Source organism: Pedobacter indicus, from assembly GCF_003449035.1.
Lineage (GTDB): Bacteria > Bacteroidota > Bacteroidia > Sphingobacteriales > Sphingobacteriaceae > Albibacterium > Albibacterium indicum.
On sequence record NZ_QRGB01000001.1, the window covers coordinates 464704 to 483127 of the forward strand.

At 41.1% G+C, this 18424-nt stretch carries 18 protein-coding genes; 9 read left to right on the plus strand and 9 right to left on the minus strand.

What is annotated here, in order from left to right:
• Window positions 1–6: 6 nt before the first annotated feature.
• The 4 genes from D3P12_RS02200 to ruvX are packed head-to-tail and all read right to left on the minus strand — an operon-like array spanning window position 7 to window position 2651.
• Window positions 7–867, minus strand: coding sequence for a glucosaminidase domain-containing protein (locus D3P12_RS02200; protein ID WP_118193452.1), 861 nt, complete (start codon window positions 865–867; stop codon window positions 7–9).
• A 9-nt stretch (window positions 868–876) separates the two neighbouring features.
• On the minus strand, window positions 877–1557 hold the full coding sequence (locus D3P12_RS02205) for a glucosaminidase domain and LysM peptidoglycan-binding domain-containing protein (RefSeq protein WP_245977366.1): 681 nt from the start codon (window positions 1555–1557) through the stop codon (window positions 877–879).
• A 16-nt stretch (window positions 1558–1573) separates the two neighbouring features.
• Window positions 1574–2209 carry an O-methyltransferase gene (locus D3P12_RS02210; protein WP_118193453.1) on the minus strand — a complete coding sequence of 212 codons (636 nt, stop codon included), beginning with the start codon at window positions 2207–2209 and terminating at the stop codon, window positions 1574–1576.
• A gap of 25 nt (window positions 2210–2234) precedes the next feature.
• Complete coding sequence (gene ruvX, locus D3P12_RS02215) at window positions 2235–2651, minus strand: Holliday junction resolvase RuvX (protein WP_118193454.1); 417 nt, start codon at window positions 2649–2651, stop codon at window positions 2235–2237.
• A 63-nt stretch (window positions 2652–2714) separates the two neighbouring features.
• Here ruvX and D3P12_RS02220 point away from each other — a divergent pair, with 63 nt between their 5' ends.
• The 4 genes from D3P12_RS02220 to D3P12_RS02235 are packed head-to-tail and all read left to right on the plus strand — an operon-like array spanning window position 2715 to window position 7164.
• A complete protein-coding gene (locus D3P12_RS02220) occupies window positions 2715–3857 on the plus strand; it encodes a DNA polymerase III subunit (protein ID WP_118193455.1) in 1143 nt (380 codons plus the stop codon).
• Between the two features lie 4 nt (window positions 3858–3861).
• Window positions 3862–5169 carry a PSP1 domain-containing protein gene (locus D3P12_RS02225; protein ID WP_118193456.1) on the plus strand — a complete coding sequence of 436 codons (1308 nt, stop codon included), beginning with the start codon at window positions 3862–3864 and terminating at the stop codon, window positions 5167–5169.
• Window positions 5138–5629: a gliding motility lipoprotein GldH gene (locus D3P12_RS02230; RefSeq protein ID WP_118193457.1), complete on the plus strand. Its 492-nt coding sequence runs from the start codon at window positions 5138–5140 to the stop codon at window positions 5627–5629. The genes D3P12_RS02225 and D3P12_RS02230 overlap by 32 nt, the downstream gene beginning before the upstream one ends.
• Before the next feature lie 53 nt (window positions 5630–5682).
• Entirely contained in the window at window positions 5683–7164 is a 1482-nt protein-coding gene (locus D3P12_RS02235) for a L,D-transpeptidase family protein (RefSeq protein WP_118193458.1), read from the plus strand.
• Window positions 7165–7233: 69 nt separating this feature from the next.
• Here D3P12_RS02235 and D3P12_RS02240 read toward each other — a convergent pair whose 3' ends face one another.
• On the minus strand, window positions 7234–8037 hold the full coding sequence (locus tag D3P12_RS02240; RefSeq protein WP_118193459.1) for a murein L,D-transpeptidase catalytic domain family protein: 804 nt from the start codon (window positions 8035–8037) through the stop codon (window positions 7234–7236).
• A 181-nt stretch (window positions 8038–8218) separates the two neighbouring features.
• On the opposite strand from D3P12_RS02240, the gene D3P12_RS02245 reads away from it, so the two are divergent.
• From D3P12_RS02245 to D3P12_RS02255, 3 genes are read left to right on the plus strand one after another with little or no spacing between them, the layout of a single operon-like run.
• On the plus strand, window positions 8219–8638 hold the full coding sequence (locus D3P12_RS02245) for a cobalamin B12-binding domain-containing protein (protein WP_118193460.1): 420 nt from the start codon (window positions 8219–8221) through the stop codon (window positions 8636–8638).
• Window positions 8639–8671: 33 nt separating this feature from the next.
• Window positions 8672–9457, plus strand: a complete 786-nt coding sequence (locus D3P12_RS02250; protein ID WP_118193461.1) for an enoyl-CoA hydratase/isomerase family protein — start codon at window positions 8672–8674, stop codon at window positions 9455–9457.
• A 16-nt stretch (window positions 9458–9473) separates the two neighbouring features.
• Window positions 9474–10544 (plus strand): AI-2E family transporter, encoded by a 1071-nt coding sequence (locus D3P12_RS02255; protein ID WP_118193462.1) that lies wholly within the window; start codon window positions 9474–9476, stop codon window positions 10542–10544.
• A 61-nt stretch (window positions 10545–10605) separates the two neighbouring features.
• On the opposite strand, the gene D3P12_RS02260 is transcribed toward D3P12_RS02255, so the two are convergent.
• Window positions 10606–11184, minus strand: coding sequence for a porin family protein (locus tag D3P12_RS02260; protein WP_118193463.1), 579 nt, complete (start codon window positions 11182–11184; stop codon window positions 10606–10608).
• A gap of 153 nt (window positions 11185–11337) precedes the next feature.
• On the opposite strand from D3P12_RS02260, the gene D3P12_RS02265 reads away from it, so the two are divergent.
• Window positions 11338–11553 carry a hypothetical protein gene (locus D3P12_RS02265; RefSeq protein WP_118193464.1) on the plus strand — a complete coding sequence of 72 codons (216 nt, stop codon included), beginning with the start codon at window positions 11338–11340 and terminating at the stop codon, window positions 11551–11553.
• Here the strand turns inward: D3P12_RS02265 and D3P12_RS02270 are convergent.
• Entirely contained in the window at window positions 11513–12085 is a 573-nt protein-coding gene (locus D3P12_RS02270) for an AAA family ATPase (protein ID WP_118193465.1), read from the minus strand. The two genes, D3P12_RS02265 and D3P12_RS02270, sit on opposite strands and share 41 nt — an antisense overlap.
• A gap of 195 nt (window positions 12086–12280) precedes the next feature.
• On the opposite strand from D3P12_RS02270, the gene carB reads away from it, so the two are divergent.
• Window positions 12281–15097 (plus strand): carbamoyl-phosphate synthase large subunit, encoded by a 2817-nt coding sequence (gene carB / locus D3P12_RS02275; RefSeq protein ID WP_118193466.1) that lies wholly within the window; start codon window positions 12281–12283, stop codon window positions 15095–15097.
• 63 nt (window positions 15098–15160) lie between these two features.
• Here carB and radA read toward each other — a convergent pair whose 3' ends face one another.
• Window positions 15161–16540 carry a DNA repair protein RadA gene (radA, locus tag D3P12_RS02280; RefSeq protein WP_118193467.1) on the minus strand — a complete coding sequence of 460 codons (1380 nt, stop codon included), beginning with the start codon at window positions 16538–16540 and terminating at the stop codon, window positions 15161–15163.
• A gap of 5 nt (window positions 16541–16545) precedes the next feature.
• Window positions 16546–18099: an Rne/Rng family ribonuclease gene (locus tag D3P12_RS02285; protein ID WP_118193468.1), complete on the minus strand. Its 1554-nt coding sequence runs from the start codon at window positions 18097–18099 to the stop codon at window positions 16546–16548.
• Between the last annotated feature and the right edge of the window lie 325 nt (window positions 18100–18424).

Genomic DNA, 18424 nt, shown 5'->3' on the forward strand with positions numbered 1-18424 from the left:
TAAAAGCTATTTAGAAACCAATAATAGCTGTCCTGGACTAAGTGAATCGCCGTTGAGATTGTTTAGGGTTTTGATATCCTCTACCGAGATGGAATAGGTTCGGGAGAGCGCCATCAAGGTGTCTCCGGAGCGAACCTCGTGAATAGACATGGCAACAGGCGGCTTTGCCATTTCCTTTTTCTCTTCTTCGGGAATTTCCTTAACCACCTCTGCCAAGACAACTTCTTCGCGGTGTAATTTTTCAGTCGGCGTTTCAGAGCGATCGTATTGCTGTAGATCGTAGCGTTCTATCAGATTGATGAGTAACTCAGCATAACGGGGGTTGGTTGCATAGCCGGCTTTCTTTAGGCCTCGAGCCCAGCCTTTGTAGTCGTCACGATCCAGCTCAAACAAAGCGGCGTAACGCTTGCGTAGTAAAAATTCTGAATGATCCCTGAACGACTCCTCAGCTGTGCGGTAAACGCGAAAGCGGTCATCTGGGCGGTCATCAGATTTCAAGACGGTCTTCCCCTGCCAGGAGGAAGTGCTTTTTATTCCGAAATGGTTATTGGCATTACGAGCTAAACTGGAGTTACCGTTTCCGGATTCAAGGAGCGCCTGTGCGAGCTTGATACTGGCTGGAATACCGTACTGGTTCATTTCCTGAATAGCGATATTCTTATAGCGGGCGATATAGGCTTCAGCAGTGCTGCTGCGAGGCAGCGAAACTTCATCAGAAGGCAAGACTGGCGACGGTGATGAAGACGAAGCGACAGTGGACGATGAAGGGCCGTTCCCCCAGTTTGGATCCTGAAGAACAATGTCTTTTTTAGACAGACAAGACGTCAGACAAAATAATAAAACAACCAGTACCGAATATTTCCCCATATGTTTTCTCTATAGCATAAGCTCTTGTCCAACTTGCAAGTTGGAAGAAGTTAGTCCATTTTTATTTTTGATTTCATCAACTGTGACACGGTAACGTTTGGCAATTCCGGAAAGAGTGTCCCCCTTTCTGACCTTGTAATTATCGCCTGAATCTGACTGTGCGGTTTGCACGTTTGGCTTATTGGTATACTCATCGAGTTCATACAACTCATATTTATTGATAATGGCAATAACCTGCGAAGGCCATGTCCGGCTCATTGCGTAGCCGCCACGAGCAATACCATACACCCAATCCTTATAGTTGCCCGGACCGTAGCGGTCGATTAGCTTGTTGTATTGTTTTCTTCTTTCAATAAGTCTTACAAAGTCACGGTACGAGTCGCTTACAGAGTCGTAGCCTTTATAGGCAGAGCGGATCTCTGTGCTGCTGTTCTCTCCTTTAATCCCAAAATGATTGTTTAAATAGCGTGCGATTTTACTATTACCGCCTGCGCTTTCATGGTAAGCGATTCCTAAGATAATGCTAGCAGGAACGCCATACTCCTTCATATACCTGATAGCGGCATCTTTATGTTTTTCAATGTAGTCTTCCGCTGTTATGCGCTTCTGACCGTACGAAAGGCTGGGCAGGAAAATCGCCATGGCGATGACAAAGGCGATGACTGTTCGTAAATTTTTCTCAACGTTCATTTTTCGTTCGTTTTATCTATAGCTTCCGTATGAGAAAAAGCCCATCCCGAAGGGGCAGGATAACTTTTTCCACACGCGGATCGGCCGCTATTTGTTTATTAAGTTCTAAAATGAGTTCAGTTTGTTTGTCGTAATCTTCTTGGAGCACTTTCCCTTTCCACAAAACATTGTCAATCAGTATTAGTCCTCCAGCAGGAACTTTATCAATAACGAGGTTATAATAGTTTATATTATTTTTTTTGTCTGCATCAATAAATACCAGATCGAAAGACTGCTTGAGTGTGGGTATAATATCCATCGCATTCCCCAGATGATATTCAATCTGCTCAGCATAAGGTGATTCCTGGAAATAAGCGCGTACGCGATCTTCCAACTCTTCGTTAATATCAATTGTATGAAGAGTACCCCCTGCTTTTAACCCTTCAGCAAGACACAAGGTAGCATAACCGGTAAAAGTACCGATTTCGAGAATGGTATTTGGCGAAATAAGCTTACTCAACAGGCTCAGTACCCGACCTTGTAAATGGCCGGACAGCATATGCGCCCTGGTCTCTTTTAGATAGGTTTCCCGGCTTATGCGCCTTAAGAGATCATTTTCAGGGTCTGTGTGGTTCTCTATATAGCTCGTTAGACTATCAGTAAACAACTCCATAGGGGGCAAAAATAATAATTAAAACCTAATGAAGATAAGAACTTTCCATATAGCTTTGCAAGATAATTACCGCGGAAACTTTGTCAACAAGTGATTTTTCTTGTCTTTTGCCCTTCCCCATCCCGCTTTGGGCAATTACTGAAGATGCCATCTTTGATGTAAAACGTTCGTCAATTGTAACAACGGGTATCTCTGGAAAATTCTTTTTGAGACTTCGAATGAAACCTTTTACGTGTGGCGCTGATTGTGAGTCGCTTCCATCCATTCGCAACGGTTTACCGACAATAAATTTTTCTACAGATTCGCTTGTCAGATATTGTTTAAGAAAGGATATGATCTCATTCGGATGAATGGTTGTCAGCGCTGTGGCAATAATTTGCAGGGGGTCGGTAACGGCAATGCCAATCCGTTTTGTCCCGTAATCAAAAGCCATTATCCTCATTTTTATTATCTTTGTTTGGATGCAAATATACAGCTTACTTATTAAACCAAACTTCGGTAGCCAATGCAATTCAGCGAGATAAGCGGCCAAGAGGCTTTAAAGAAACGATTGATACAGACTGTTAAGGAGAACCGTGTGAGTCATGCTCAGTTGTTTCTGGGGTCTACGGGCTATGGCAGTTTGGCTTTGGCACATGCTTATGCACAGTATGTAAGTTGTGAAAACAAAATGGACGATGATAGCTGCGGAGAATGTGGGACATGCAGGAAGTACAGTAAGCTGATCCATCCAGATCTGGATTTATCCTACCCGTTTTTTGCAAAAAAAGCAGATGAGACGGCTATTAATTACATCGAACAGTGGCGGTCTGCCTATTTGAAGAACCCCTACCTGAATCTTGATAATTGGCGCCATGCGGTCGGAGAAGAAAAGAAACAGGCCAATATTAATATTGCGGAGTGTCACCGTATTATTAAGAAATTAAGTCTAAAGAGCTTTGAAGGAGGATATAAAGTGCTCATCATGTGGCTCCCTGAATATTTGGACAAGCAGGGAAATGCACTGCTTAAGCTGATTGAGGAGCCTCCTGAGAAAACTCTTTTCTTATTAGTAAGCGAAAATCAGGACCAAATACTGACAACTATCTTATCGAGAACGCAACTCGTGAAGGTGAACAAACTGACGGAAGCGGATGTTGCACAATATCTAATTACGAAAAAAGGGCTTGATGAAGAACGCGCGGAGCAAATTGCCTACCTTAGTGAAGGTAATATCCAACGAACGCAAGGGCTGATAGGAGAGGAAAAGAGCAACCACTTCGAACTGTTGAGAAGCTGGATGAATGTGTGTGCACGTGAAAAAGGTTTGGAAATAATATCCTTTGTTGATGGAACTTTGTCTAAATTAGGTCGTGAGAATCAAAAAAGCTTTTTACTTTATGCGATAAACATGATGCGAGAATCGCTTCTGCTTAAAGAAGGTTTAACAGAATTGGTCAATCTTCCTGAACTGGAAAACGCCTTTGCAGAAAAGTTTAGCAGCATGTATAATCATCAGCAGATTGAAGCAGTTATCGCTGAGTTTGAAAAGGCTAGCTATCATATTGAACGGAATGCAAATCCGAAAATCTTATTTTTAGATGTATCTTTGCAATTAGTTTTATTTTTAGAATATCAAACGTTCCCGAAAGGGACTCTATATATATAAAAACATGGGATGTAGTAGTTGTTCATCCGGAGGAGGTTGTACTCCGAAGGGCTGCCAAGGGAATGGTAGCTGCCCGACGAATGGGTGTAATAAATTAGATGTTTACGATTGGCTGGCCGATATGGACCTGCCTTCTAACTATAAACCCTTCAACATTGTTGAGGTTCGATTTAAAGGCTCTAGAAAAGAATTCTTCATTAACAAGGACAATTTGTACCTTGAAATGGGTGAGATTGTAGTTGTAGAGTCATCTACAGGCGGGTATGATGTAGGTCATATCTCGCTGATGGGTGAATTGGTAAGACTTCAATTAAAAAAGAATAAAGTACAGGAAGAGTCTGTGACAAAGGTAATCTACCGGAAACCTTCGCAAGCTGATATAGACAAATACCTAGCTGCAAAAGATCTGGAATGGGAAACTATGCACAGGGCGCGCACGCTGGCCTTAGAACTGGGTCTTTCAATGAAGATCAGTGATGTGGACTACCAGGGGGATAAAACAAAAGCAACCTTTTATTATACTGCCGACGGCAGAGTGGATTTTCGTGAACTGATAAAGAGAATGGCTGAAGCTTTTCATATCCGAATTGAAATGCGGCAAATTGGAATGCGACAAGAAGCCAGTCGCTTAGGAGGCATTGGATCATGTGGACGCGAGTTATGCTGCTCTACATGGCTCACGGATTTTAAAACGGTATCAACGTCCGCAGCACGTTATCAGAATCTTTCATTGAATACATTGAAACTAGCCGGGCAGTGTGGAAAATTAAAATGCTGCCTGAATTATGAACTTGATACCTATATGGATGCCCTAAAAGACATTCCAACGGATATTAATAAATTGGAGACACAACGAGGGTTTGCTTTTCTTCAAAAAACGGATATCTTCAAAAAACTCATGTGGTTCAGCTATCAGGGTGACGATAGTTGGATTCCACTGCCGATTGACCGGGTTAAAGAGATTCAGCAAGAGAACCTGCTTGGAAACAAGCCGGAGGATATAAAGGATATGACGCCGGAGGTTGAAGTAAAGCAGAAGGAGCGTACCTACGACTATGAAAATGTTGTCGGCCAAGATAGCCTAACTCGGCTGGATGATCAAAAACCAAAAAGAAAAGGGAACCGGAATAAGAATCGAAACCGTAAACGCGGGGACAAACCAAAGAACGGCGAACAGCAAAAGAATGTGAAAAGTTCAACCATGCAGAGTTCGGCAAATACAACTGAGGGAAAGCCTGAGCGAAGAAAGAAACGTTATTCTAAGCCTAAGCGCAAAGGCAATGGCAAATCAGATAAATCGAATGAGGGCTAAGACGATATGGCTGTATACTTTAGTCTTTTGTGGCTTAATTGCCTGTAAGGATCAACCTTTGATCGATCAGAATAAAAACATCACTGAGCGCCGTTGGTTTCGTGAACAAGAACAGTATTTTACTGTTAAAGTAGACCAGCCTGCAACAAGCTATGATCTTTTTCTGAATCTTCGAAACTCGATTGATTTTCAGTTTTCAGATTTATATTTACAAATCCAACAAAAAAACCCTGATAGTAGCAGATTCAATTATAGTGTTAAGATAAAAATGACTAACGGCGAAGGTTTATGGAGGGGCAATGGGTCAGGAACTATTTACTCCCAGCAAGTTCGATTTCTGAGCGATTATCAGTTCCCTGATTCAGGTACTTATATTTTTTCAATTAAACAAAATATGAGGGCGAACCCGGTGGAAGGTATTCATGATGTCGGATTCCGAATCGCTGAAACCAGGCAATAGAAAATGGCAATGTTATTGCATATATGCTTACATACTAAAGACAATAACAAAAGATGATGCTATTTAAAAATACCAAAACTATTCTCGTTGGAATTTTAGTCCTCGCAATTTTGATCACTTCATGTAATCGGGAAGCAACAGTAGACCGTGTTCTTTTTAAAGAAACAAAAAACAAGGTCTACAAAGATATCGATGAAACGAAGCTCAGCGCGTCGATAAAAAGCATCATCGAATCAGGGAACCTGAAGAATAAAAACTTTTTAACCAATTATTATAGAAACAATGGCTATCAAGCTACACTTCTTAAAAAATTTCTACCGGAAGATAATCTGAATATTTTGGCTGAGCATCTTTCAGCAGCTCCAGAGCATGGTTTGGAAGCCAACTATTTTAACGGGAACGAGTATCGTGCATTGTACGATTTGGTCCACTCTAAAGATGGAATACAATCGACCGATGAAGCTTATCAACAAGTAGCGCTGCTTGAGCTCACTACAGCAGATGCCCTGATTAGTTATAGCTCTGCTCTCCAATTTGGAACACTAAACCCTAATAAATTGATGTCTCGATATTACATGGAGACGAAACAAGCTGATTCGGGCTTCATAAACGACGTCTTGAGCAGCAATAATTTGAAAACGCTATTGGACAGTGTCCAACCAAAATCTTCTATTTACTCGTTACTGCAACAGGCTCTTCAATCAGAAAACGGGGATGGGGACCGGATTAAAACGATCAAAGTAAATATGGAGCGAATTAGATGGCAACATGATATCGATAGCAACGAGTTAATTTATGTAAATATCCCCGCGTACCGCTTAGATATCTATAAAAATGGGGACCTAGTGGAAAGTATGAAAACAGTTGTGGGAACGGGAAGAAACAATAACAACAAAGCTGGCTTTTCTGAAAGTGAGCGAATTAAAGATAAGCCCCATTCGCACGAGACGCCGATATTAAGCAGTATGATACATAGTGTACAGGTTAATCCGGTTTGGAATATTCCAGAAAGCATCGCCGGGAAGGAAATTTTAAAACATGTGCAAGCAGACCGTTTTTATTTGTCCAATGCCGGTATCGATGTTCTACAGAATGGTAAAGTGATTGAGAATCCAGAAAATATCGACTGGTCGTCATATTCGCCGGATAATCTACCATTTCGCTTTAGACAGAGACCTGGAGACGAAAATGCACTTGGAAAAATTAAATTTCTGTTCAAAAATAATAGCAGCGTTTATTTGCATGATACGCCTGCTCAGGCTGCGTTCGACAGAGACATCCGGGCTTCCAGCCATGGTTGTGTCCGCGTAGCAGAGCCCCTTGTATTGGCTAAGGCTCTGTTTGGTACAGGCAACAAATTCGAAACCATTAAGGGCGATATGGAATCTGACGAACAAGAGAACGCAAAAGATATTGAACTCAGTCCGCAAGTTCAGGTCGTACTCGATTATGCGACAGTCGAACGTAAAGACAACGCGCTTATATTTTACCCAGATGTATATGGTTTGGATCGGGTGATTTATTCATATATGTAAGGGATTAAGCCTCCATATTCCGGTACTTTTCAGACACTTTTCAGATATCCAGCTTTTCCATTATATCTATTATATTCCGCTATAGATATCTTCATCGGGATTGGAGGAAGCAATCAGTGTACGACCGGCCTTCTCTGTGTTCAAATAGACTGACCGATAAGATGGATAATCTGCATGAATGTAAAATACTGTTTTGTTCTTGATGACATCGATTATCTCATCTGTTAACTCTAACGGAACAGCGGGGCACCCATGACTCAACCCTAATCGGTTTAAGCTGTTGATTGCCGATTGACTAACATACGATGCACCGTGAAGGACGATTGCACGTTGACGGGCATTGTCGTTGAATCCTGAATCCATACCATCTAGACGAAGGGAGCGACCATGTTTTCCGTAATATACCTCTCCTGTTAAATAAAAGCCTAAACTGCTCTGATGAGAATTGTTGGTATTCGAGAATTTGGTTGCCATCTCTCCGCCACTACCACGGCCATGGGAGACCCAGGTATTAAGAATCAGGCGCGAGTTATTTAAATCAACAATCCACAAACGCTTCTTCTTACTGGATTGGCTAAAATCAGCAATAGATAAAACATGCGACTGTAAACTTGTGTGTTTACTCCCCTGTAGATTTAAATATCCAATATAAGCTTTTTCGAACACCTCGAATTTAAGGCCTTTTTCGTGTAGTTCCGCCTCTCTATAAATCGTAGAAGCGTGCTGCTCAAGCAGCATTTCTGACGACAAGGTGAGTTTTTCTTCCCTTTTTATTTCAACATTCTCAGGGTTTACGGGAACCCAACTGAGGGTTAGGATAGCAATAACTACCAATATCATCCCTGGAACTGTAACCAATTTTAATCTCTTCATAACCGTTTTCTTTTGGTCGGACACAAAGATAAAGAAAATAAAACGAGTTGAACAAACATTTTTCTAACTATTAAGTAATTTGCTATATAAATAAGAAATAAAATCACTTTGCAATGACATAAGGATCATTTTTCAGTCAACGAATTTTCATATAAAATCTTTAACTTTAGACAAAAAACCTATGTCAACAGAATTAAATAGACCCATACGCGTATTAGTGGCTAAAGTAGGCTTGGATGGCCATGATAGGGGGGCAAAAGTTATCGCTACAACGTTGCGGGATGCGGGGATGGAGGTAATATATACGGGGTTACGCCAGACTGCTGAGATGGTTGTAAACGCCGCCCTGCAAGAAGATGTAGATGCTATAGGAATATCTATTCTATCAGGAGCTCACATGACTGTTTTTCCAAAGATCATCGAATTAATGCAAGAAAAAGGGCTCGATAATGTGCTATTGACAGGTGGTGGGATCATTCCAGAAGATGACATGCAGGTGTTACAGAAATTAGGAGTTGGCAAACTATTTGCCCCTGGTTCAACAATGGCTGATATTGTGGATTATGTGAGAGTCTGGGTGGCAGAAAATAGAAATTATTAAGAATTCAGCTCACACTTAAAGGGAAAAACTATTATGATTCAAACTGAATACAAGAATTTGATGATTGCAATTGAAGGATCAACATGCTTTATAACCATTAACCGCGCGGATAAATTAAACGCTCTGAACAAATCGACTCTCAATGAGCTCCACCATGCAATTACCATGGCGTTGCGAGAGGAAAGTATTTTCGCAATTGTACTTACAGGTTCAGGGACAAAATCATTTGTTGCCGGGGCAGACATTTCCGAGTTTTCGAATTATGATGCTGAAGAAGGGAAAGCACTCGCTTCAGAAGGCCAATCTAAAGTATTCGACGTTATACACAATGCACACAAGCCGATTATCGCGGCTGTCAACGGATATGCACTTGGAGGAGGACTGGAACTTGCATTAGCCTGCCATATTCGCGTCGCTAGCAAAACAGCTAAGCTTGGTCTGCCTGAGGTATCTTTAGGGCTGATTCCTGGATACGGCGGCACGCAAAGATTGACTCAGCTTATTGGCAGAGGTCTAGCTATGGAGTTTATTTTAACGGGCGAGATGATTTCTGCAGATCGTGCATATGAGCTCGGCTTGGTAAACCATGTGGTCGCTCCAGAGGAGTTAATGAAAAAGACCAACGAACTGTTAGACACAATTAAGAGCAAATCACCCAAAGCGGTTGCAGGGGCCATAAAAGCGATCAATGCATCGCAAAGCAACTCAGGGTATGAAACAGAGATTGAAGAGTTTTCAAAACGTTTCGGTACAGACGAGTTCAAGGAAGGTGTAGGTGCTTTCCTTGAGAAAAGAAAGCCTGACTTCAATAAAAAATAATTAATAACAATCGAGGATGCCGATACCATTATATAACTCTAAAGAACGAAATTTACTGACCTTAGGCATTCTGATCGTCCTAGGGGCTTTTATTGTTTATTCTATACGAGGGATCTTTGGTGCTTTACTAGGCACGATGGTAATGTACACTATTTTCCGTCCGATTCTACTGCATTTAGTATTAAAATGGAAATGGAAACGAAGTGTAGCTGCAATTTTTATTATACTATTTTCTTTTTTGGTAATAGTACTTCCAATTCTCGGGGTAAGTTCTATGGTTATCACCAAAGTTGGAAAACTTCAGGAAAACACACAGTGGATACAGGAGACGATCAATAAAATCAATGAATTTGCTGGAGATAAACTGGGACAACCGGACCTCATGGCTGATGGACTGCGTAATATTGTCAACTCGGCAGGAAGCATATTTACTTCGTTATTAAGCGGTGCCGCGGATCTTGTATTGAGTCTTTCCGTTATGTACTTCTTACTTTATTTTGTTCTCGTTGAATACAAACAGTTCGAAGCTGGTTTACTCCGTTATTCGCCATTTAGACAGGAAAATGCACTTCGCTTTGGGCGTGAACTCAGAAATATAACGTATTCCAATGTCCTAGGGCAGGGGTTTATAGCTATGCTTCAAGGCGCGTTGGTAACACTTGGTTATGTTATATTTAACTTTGACGATCCGGTCTTTTGGGGAATAATCTGTGCTATTCTTTCTTTTATTCCAGTGCTAGGGGCGCCTCTCGTATTCGTCCCCGCTAGTCTCTTGGCAATCGCTCAGGGAAACAGCTTCGACGGCATCGGGATGTTGTTGTTTGGGTTCATTATCATCACAAATATTGATAATGTGCTGCGCTTGGTCATCGCTAAAAGAGTTGGAAATATTCATCCGATCATCACGATTATCGGGGTAATAATTGGCATCCCATTATTTGGTTTGATGGGTTTGGTGTATGGTCCTCTACTACTTTCTTATTTTCTCATCACTGTCAAAATTTACGAAACCAATAAAATTGCTGAAAAAAGATTGGAGCGATTACAAAAGGAAGGGGCATTTCACAAAAACAATCCACTAGAGTAGGGAAGCCGATGAGGTTGTTTCATCGGCTTCCCTACTCTAGTGGATTGTCAATTCTCTACGACTAGAACAGCCTATACCCGATGCTCAATGTCCAAAGCTTAAGCTTCCCGTTATCATTATCTTCATTATCGTATACATCGCTCAAACCGTGCTCATAACGTAAATCTGCCCTGAATTTCATAATATCAACACCTACACCACCAGTTAATGCAAAAGTTTGATTCTTGTATTCATCGAATTTAGTGACTTGTCCTAGATTTTCACCGAAAGAGTTTTCTTCATCTAAAACGAATGAAACCACCGGCCCAACTTGAACGCGACCGGCTATTGGCCCCAAACCTATCCGCGTACCTAATAGAAGTGGCAGGTCGAGTGTACTGAATTTAGACGTTCCCTCATCACCTTCAGACCCTTTGCTTGTGAAATATAATTCCGGCTGAAAATGCAGCCCTGCCCCACCAACACGAGCCCAAACACCGCCTAAAAGTCCGGTCCGGGTTTTCGTATCCAGTGAAATGTCATTTAAATTCGAAAAGTTAGCTCCCGCTTTTAATCCAAATTGAATTGAAGGCAAAAGCTGTGCGGAAGCAATCATCGTTGTTCCAACTAATAAAATAAGGCTAAGAAAAATTTTTTTCATGATTGAAGATTTTTGTTTTTAATCTCAAATAGAAGCAAAATTCGCGCCTAAAACTTGACTGTAAATCTTTTTGATTAGCGTGTGATGAGAACAAGCCGCGTCTATTGACTTCCATTTGCTTTTTACCTACTTTTGCTTAAATATCTGTATAACATGAAAGATCTAAATATCACAGCCGAACAGTGGGATAAGTTAAAACTAAAACTCTTGCGTAAATACAACCATTTAAGTGCGGCAGATCTTGCATTTCAGCCAGGAGACGAAGCAGAACTGGTTCAACGTCTTGCTGAACGCCTTCGCCGGAACCAGGAATACGTGGTTTTTACCCTCAAGAAAGGCTTGTTTGATTTGGATAGCAATCGCCTTTAACCTTCAGCAAGAACTCATCAACAATTTGTTTTGCATTTTTAAATCGTTGCTCTCCCAAACCTGATACCACGCGGTAATTAGCCGAAATTGATTTTAATTCTTTATGCCAGACTTCCATAAAATATTCCCGAAGGTTTGGGAAATCACGTAATTCATCATCTTCCCACGGCAAGTCAATATCCATCAGTAAATAAAGGTCATAATGCTGTTCAGCAAGAGCCGCCAATACATTGGAAGGTGTTCCGGCGAATAAATAATCACTCCAGATTTTTACTGTAAGCACCATGGTATCACAAAATACGATTCCATTTCGAGCTTGCTGAATCATTTCATCCTCCAACGCGAGCTGCCCCCAAAAGATATTAACTTCATCTTCTAAAGTATAGTTGCGATTAAGGCCTTTGCAATATTCACGAGAAAATTCAGGAATGTAGATCGTATCAAAAGCTTCCGCAAGCTGAACCGCCATAGCAGATTTACCCGTTGACTCAGGTCCGACAATAGCTATTTTGATGGTTTTATCCGCTGACATATGAACTGCAAGGTACGATTTGGTATAGAATAAACGAAAGAGGGCAAAAGAGTTTCTGGATTTATTCCTTTTTTTTATCGGAATCAGAATAGAATCTATTATCTTTGCACTCCGACACAGCTGTCGGAATTTCCTTTCAGAAATAAAGAACAAATCCGACGCTTATCTAAGAGATTTGTACTTTTAATATTTAAAATGCCAAAAAACACTTCTATCCGCTCCATCTTAATTATTGGTTCTGGACCAATAATCATCGGTCAAGCTTGTGAGTTCGACTATGCGGGATCTCAGGCTGCGCTTTCTCTAAAGGAAGAAGGCATTGAGGTTTCCATCATTAATTCCAATCCGGCAACGATCATGACCGACAAGGTTATTGCCGACCATGTCTACCTTCTTCCTCTCACCTGCGAGAGCATTGAGCAAATTTTATCAGAACGACAGATTGACGCCGTTTTGCCTACTATGGGCGGACAAACGGCATTGAATCTTTGTATTGAGGCTGACGAACGAGGTATCTGGTCTAAATATAACGTTGATATTATTGGGGTCGACGTCGCAGCGATTGAAAAGACCGAAAACCGCGAAGAGTTCAGACAATTGATGGTGGATATCGGTGTTGGTGTAGCCACTTCGAAAATAGCTAACTCTTTTCTAGAAGGGAAGGAAGCTGCACAAGAAATTGGATTTCCATTAGTAATACGCCCATCTTATACGTTAGGCGGTACCGGTGGTGGATTTGTACATAAAAAGGAAGACTTCGAAGGTGCGCTTAGCCGGGGGCTTCAAGCCTCTCCAACGCACGAAGTGCTTGTAGAACAAGCAGTATTGGGCTGGAAAGAGTTCGAACTTGAACTTCTGAGAGATAATAATGATAACGTTATTATTATCTGTACCATTGAGAACTTCGACCCAATGGGTATACATACAGGTGACTCAATTACCGTAGCACCGGCCATGACGTTAAGCGACCGTTGCTATCAAGAAATGCGCGACCAGGCAATCCGAATGATGAGAGCCATAGGAAACTTTGCAGGCGGTTGTAATGTACAATTTTCTGTAAATCCAGCGACTGAAGAGATCATTGCAATCGAAATTAACCCACGGGTATCGCGCTCATCTGCGCTGGCATCAAAAGCGACGGGCTACCCTATTGCTAAGATTGCCTCTAAGTTAGCTATCGGTTACAATTTAGATGAAATTGAGAATCAAATCACCAAAACAACTTCTGCCTATTTCGAACCGAGTCTTGATTATGTAATCGTTAAGGTGCCCCGCTGGAATTTTGACAAATTTAAGGGAGCAAACAAGGAGTTAGGTTTGCAGATGAAATCAGTAGGTGAGGTTATGGCAATCGGCCGCACTTTTATCGAGGCGCTTCAGAAAGCTTGCCAGAGTCTTGAAACCAACCGGTTGGGCTTAGGAGCCGATGGTAAGCAAAGTAGAAACTTAGAGGAGATTATGCATAGCCTGGAACATCCGAGCTCTGATCGGCTTTTCCACATCAAGGACGCTTTTGAAATGGGCGTACCACTTGAATCTATTCGTAAGGCAACGCTTATTGATAAATGGTTTCTTCAGCAAATACAGGAACTTGTTCACCTTGAAACAGAGTTAAAACGTTATCAGTTAAATAATATTCCTAAAGAGTTCTTTCTTACTCTGAAGCAAAAAGGATACTCAGATGGACAGCTAGCCTGGCTCCTCGGAAATGTAACAGAAGAGGATGTTTATCAACGAAGAAAAGTACTCAATATCACTCGTGTCTACAAAATGGTCGACACCTGTGCGGCGGAGTTTCCGGCGCTGACTCCATATTTCTACTCAACATTCGAGGATGAAAATGAGTCGATTGTGAGTGATCGAAAAAAAGTAATTGTTCTAGGTTCCGGCCCAAATAGAATCGGCCAGGGGATCGAATTCGACTACTCATGTGTCCATGGGCTGATTGCTGCGAAAGAAGCAGGTTATGAAGCGATTATGATCAATTGTAATCCGGAAACTGTTTCGACAGATTTCAATATGGCCGATAAGCTATATTTCGAACCTGTTTTCTGGGAACATGTTCGAGAAATTATTGAACTTGAAAAGCCAGAAGGGGTAATTGTTCAATTAGGTGGACAGACAGCCTTAAAAATGGCTGAAAAGCTACACGAACATGGAATAAAAATCATCGGAACATCCTTTGCCGATATGGATTTGGCAGAGGATCGAGGAAGTTTTTCTGATTTATTAAAAGAGCTGGATATTCCATATCCTAAATATGGAGTAGCTGAGAGTGCCGAAGAGGCGCTAAAAGTCGCCAATGAAGTAGGCTACCCTGTTCTCGTAAGACCTAGTTACGTATTGGGAGGCCAAGGCATGAGCATCGTAATCAATGATGAAGACTTAGAAAAGGCTGTTGTGAAGCTTTTAAGGAGTCTCCCAGGAAACCGTGTCCTGATCGACCATTTCTTAGATCGTGCGGAAGAAGCAGAATCAGATTCAATTTCTGATGGTGAGGACGTCCATATCATCGGTCTGATGGAACATATTGAACCGGCTGGTATTCACTCAGGCGACTCAAATGCTGTATTACCACCATATAGTCTTTCGGATTCAGTAATGAAACAAATGGAAGAATACTCGATTAAGCTTGCAAAGGCCTTAAATGTTAGAGGTCTATTAAATATTCAATTTGCAATCAAAGATGAAAAAGTCTATGTAATTGAAGCGAATCCAAGGGCATCGAGAACGGTTCCATTTATAGCGAAAGCTTATGATGTGCCATACATCAACATTGCGACAAAGGTAATGCTAGGAGCCAATAAGTTGAAAGATTTTAAAATAGAGAGGAAACTTAAAGGGTTTGCTATTAAAGAACCTGTATTTTCATTCAATAAATTCCCTGATGTTGACAAGCAATTGGGACCAGAAATGAAATCAACAGGTGAATCAATACTTTTCATCAAAGATTTGAACGACGAAAGGTTCCGAGAGCTAAATGCAAAGAAATCAATGTATTTAAGTAAATAGATTATTTACTGATAAGAATAAAAGGAGCGGCTCATGTTATCAAAAATGAGTCGCTCCTTTTTTTTATCCAAAAAGTTGCTGAAATAATTCTTCGACTTTTGAAAGTGCCACGATTCTTATTTGATAGCGGCTCGTATCAAGACCTTTCAAATTGTACTTTGATAAGTAGATTGTCTCAAAACCGAGCTTAGCAGCTTCGGTTATTCTTTGTTCGATTCTGTTTACCGCCCGGATTTCCCCAGACAAACCCACTTCTCCCGCAAAAACTACGGTTGACGGTAGTGGTATATCTTGCTGCGAAGAAATAATGGCCATTAGCACAGCTAAATCAATCGCAGGATCTTCTACCCTTAAACCACCCGCAATATTAAGAAAGACATCCTGAATAGAAAGGCGGAAACCAAAACGTTTCTCAAGCACGGCGAGCAACATGTTCATTCGCTTGGCTTCAAATCCGGTTGTCGATCGCTGTGGAGTTCCGTAAGCAGAAGTACTCACCAAAGCTTGCACTTCAATTAACATTGGTCGCACCCCTTCCAGCATAGCTGCAATCGCAATGCCTGACAAAGACGACTCACGTTGTGACAGTAAGATTTCTGACGGATTGGATACCTGTCGTAATCCTGCGCCTTGCATTTCATAAATCCCTAGTTCAGATGATGAACCAAATCGATTCTTTACGGCCCGTAAGATACGGTAAACATGATGCCGATCACCCTCAAATTGAAGCACAGTATCAACCATGTGTTCAAGCACTTTGGGACCAGCTATCGAACCTTCTTTGGTAATATGTCCGATTAAAAAGACAGGGATCCCTGTCTCCTTTGCGAACCGAAGCAACTCAGCAGTGCATTCCCGAACTTGTGAAACACTGCCTGGCGACGAATCAATATGTGCAGAATGCAATGTCTGGATCGAATCTACAATTACAAGTTCCGGCTCAACCTTTTCTATCTGTTTAAAAATATTTTTAGTAGATGTCTCAGTGAGGATATAGCATGAAGCCTTTGACGACTGGAGGATACGTTCAGCACGCATTTTTATTTGCTGATCACTTTCCTCGCCAGAAATATAAAGCACTTTCAACCTCGGCAGTGTTAATGCTAATTGAAGCATTAAGGTCGACTTACCAATTCCAGGCTCACCACCTATCAAAACCAACGAACCTGGAACAATTCCACCTCCTAGCACCCTGTTAAGCTCTTCGTCTGGCGTTTCTATCCTTTCCTCTTCTTTATAAATAATAGAGTGAATAGCTGCTGCTTTAGAAGTACGTGTATTACTGGATTTCTCGGTTCGCCAATCTGGAATTTTCGTACCGACTTTTTCGACGACCTCGTCAACGAACGTATTCCATTGGCTACACGACGGACACTTCCCTAGCCATTTCGCACTTTCGAAACCACAATTCTGACAGAAATAAGTTGTCCGCGCCTTTGCCATGATTTTTAGAGTTTTATCTCTTCATCTTTATTATTTAAGAAGTGAAACTCCGTTAAGTAATAAGAACCAATACTCTTTACCTTAATCCATTTATTGTACTTAAAGAACCACTGCACTCGCTTTGATAGAATTCCTTTTTTTATGTAGGCTTCAATGTAGGGGTGAACGCAAAGCGTTATTCCTTGTTCGTTCTGCTCATTTAAAATATAATTGAGATTATTCTCAATATCATCCATTAATACAATACTGGCTCGAATCTCGCCTGTGCCATCACAAGCCGGGCATTTTTCGTTGGTCACAATATTCATCTCTGGGCGCACGCGCTGGCGAGTAATCTGCACAAGGCCAAACTTGCTGGGTGGCAATATTGTATGTTTAGCCCGGTCGTCCTTCATACACTGTTTTAAGTATTCAAACAGTTCTTTTCGGTTAGGAGCCTTGTGCATATCAATAAAATCAATCACAACGATCCCACCCATATCTCTCAGGCGCAGTTGTCGTGCAATTTCTTTTGCGGCCTCCTTATTGACCATCAGTGCATTTTCTTCCTGATTCTCTTTGTTTGCCGTGCGGTTACCACTATTGACATCGATCACGTGTAATGCTTCGGTGTGTTCAATAACTAAGTAAGCCCCGCCATGCAGGTTCACCGTTTTTCCAAAAGCAGATTTAATCTGCTTCTCTACACCAAAATGCTCGAAAATCGGTTCTTTATGTTTATAGTATTTAACGATGCGTTCAAGATCAGGAGAAATATCATGAATATAGGCACGTGTTTCTTCAAAAATTAATGAATCATTCACGTGAATATGTGTGAACTCATCGGTCAACAAATCTCTGAGAATCGTCGACGTCCGATCCATTTCGCCAAGAACCTTGTTATTAGGCTCAGCTAATTGCAGGCGTTTAACAAATTTCTCCCACTTTGAAACTAGATCTACAATATCCCTTTCGATTTCCGATACACCTTTCCCTTCAGAAACCGTACGTATAATAATGCCGAAATTCTTGGGTTTAATTCCTTCAACAATCTTCTTTAGGCGATTACGTTCTCCACTTGATTTTATTTTCTTCGATATCGATACAACATCTGAAAAAGGGACTAATACAACAAAGCGCCCGGCAATAGATAAGTCGGAACTCAAGCGTGGACCTTTCGTTGAAATAGGTTCCTTAGCAATTTGCACTGGCAATAACATATTTCTGCTTAATATTTCAGAAATTTTGCCAGATTTATTTATATCCTTTTCAAGATTTATAGATGTAAGGAGCTTTTCTTTTGCTCCTCCATTTCTCACAATTTTTGTTAGCTTGATGAGTGTCTGAACCTGTGGACCGAGATCTAAATAGTGTAAAAAAGCATCCTTAGAATAGCCAACATCCACAAACGCAGCGTTTAACCCCGGCATGATCTTTTTAATCCTACCTAGATAAATATCGCCGACAGCATAATTATTATTTACTTGTTCGGTATTAAGCTCAACAAGCTGCTTATCCTGAAGTAAGGCGATCGTCACACCTGAGTCGGGTGTCGAATCAATGATTAATTCCTTTACCAACAGCTTTTGAATTTGAAAGTTGCATTACATCATCTAACTTTCAGAAAACGGTTTAAATAACAGTGACCGTACTCCCAATGACGGTACGGTTTCTAAAATACGATTAGAAATCTGAGTTTAGCCCACGGACTATGATGGCAACTTTCGATGAAACCATAAGACTTATATATACAAACACAGTCGGAAGCGCATACGCTCCCGACGTATAGTTTAGAAATGTAACAGCCTGTAAACAAATTTTGGTTACAGGCGATTAACATATCAATAAATTGACCTATTTTTTCTTGTGTCTGTTCTTTCTAAGACGTTTCTTACGTTTGTGAGT

Bases quoted from the DNA above. Each gene is read 5' to 3' on its own strand.
- D3P12_RS02200 (WP_118193452.1), bottom strand. From the start codon at position 867: ATGGGGAAATATTCGGTACTGGTTGTTTTATTATTTTGTCTGACGTCT.
- D3P12_RS02255 (WP_118193462.1), top strand. From the start codon at position 9,474: ATGCCGATACCATTATATAACTCTAAAGAACGAAATTTACTGACCTTA.
- radA (WP_118193467.1), bottom strand. From the start codon at position 16,540: ATGGCAAAGGCGCGGACAACTTATTTCTGTCAGAATTGTGGTTTCGAA.
- D3P12_RS02220 (WP_118193455.1), top strand. From the start codon at position 2,715: ATGCAATTCAGCGAGATAAGCGGCCAAGAGGCTTTAAAGAAACGATTG.
- ruvX (WP_118193454.1), bottom strand. From the start codon at position 2,651: ATGAGGATAATGGCTTTTGATTACGGGACAAAACGGATTGGCATTGCC.
- D3P12_RS02260 (WP_118193463.1), bottom strand. From the start codon at position 11,184: ATGAAAAAAATTTTTCTTAGCCTTATTTTATTAGTTGGAACAACGATG.
- D3P12_RS02265 (WP_118193464.1), top strand. From the start codon at position 11,338: ATGAAAGATCTAAATATCACAGCCGAACAGTGGGATAAGTTAAAACTA.
- D3P12_RS02240 (WP_118193459.1), bottom strand. From the start codon at position 8,037: ATGAAGAGATTAAAATTGGTTACAGTTCCAGGGATGATATTGGTAGTT.
- carB (WP_118193466.1), top strand. From the start codon at position 12,281: ATGCCAAAAAACACTTCTATCCGCTCCATCTTAATTATTGGTTCTGGA.
- D3P12_RS02225 (WP_118193456.1), top strand. From the start codon at position 3,862: ATGGGATGTAGTAGTTGTTCATCCGGAGGAGGTTGTACTCCGAAGGGC.
- D3P12_RS02210 (WP_118193453.1), bottom strand. From the start codon at position 2,209: ATGGAGTTGTTTACTGATAGTCTAACGAGCTATATAGAGAACCACACA.
- D3P12_RS02230 (WP_118193457.1), top strand. From the start codon at position 5,138: ATGGCAAATCAGATAAATCGAATGAGGGCTAAGACGATATGGCTGTAT.
- D3P12_RS02235 (WP_118193458.1), top strand. From the start codon at position 5,683: ATGATGCTATTTAAAAATACCAAAACTATTCTCGTTGGAATTTTAGTC.
- D3P12_RS02205 (WP_245977366.1), bottom strand. From the start codon at position 1,557: ATGAACGTTGAGAAAAATTTACGAACAGTCATCGCCTTTGTCATCGCC.
- D3P12_RS02245 (WP_118193460.1), top strand. From the start codon at position 8,219: ATGTCAACAGAATTAAATAGACCCATACGCGTATTAGTGGCTAAAGTA.
- D3P12_RS02270 (WP_118193465.1), bottom strand. From the start codon at position 12,085: ATGTCAGCGGATAAAACCATCAAAATAGCTATTGTCGGACCTGAGTCA.
- D3P12_RS02250 (WP_118193461.1), top strand. From the start codon at position 8,672: ATGATTCAAACTGAATACAAGAATTTGATGATTGCAATTGAAGGATCA.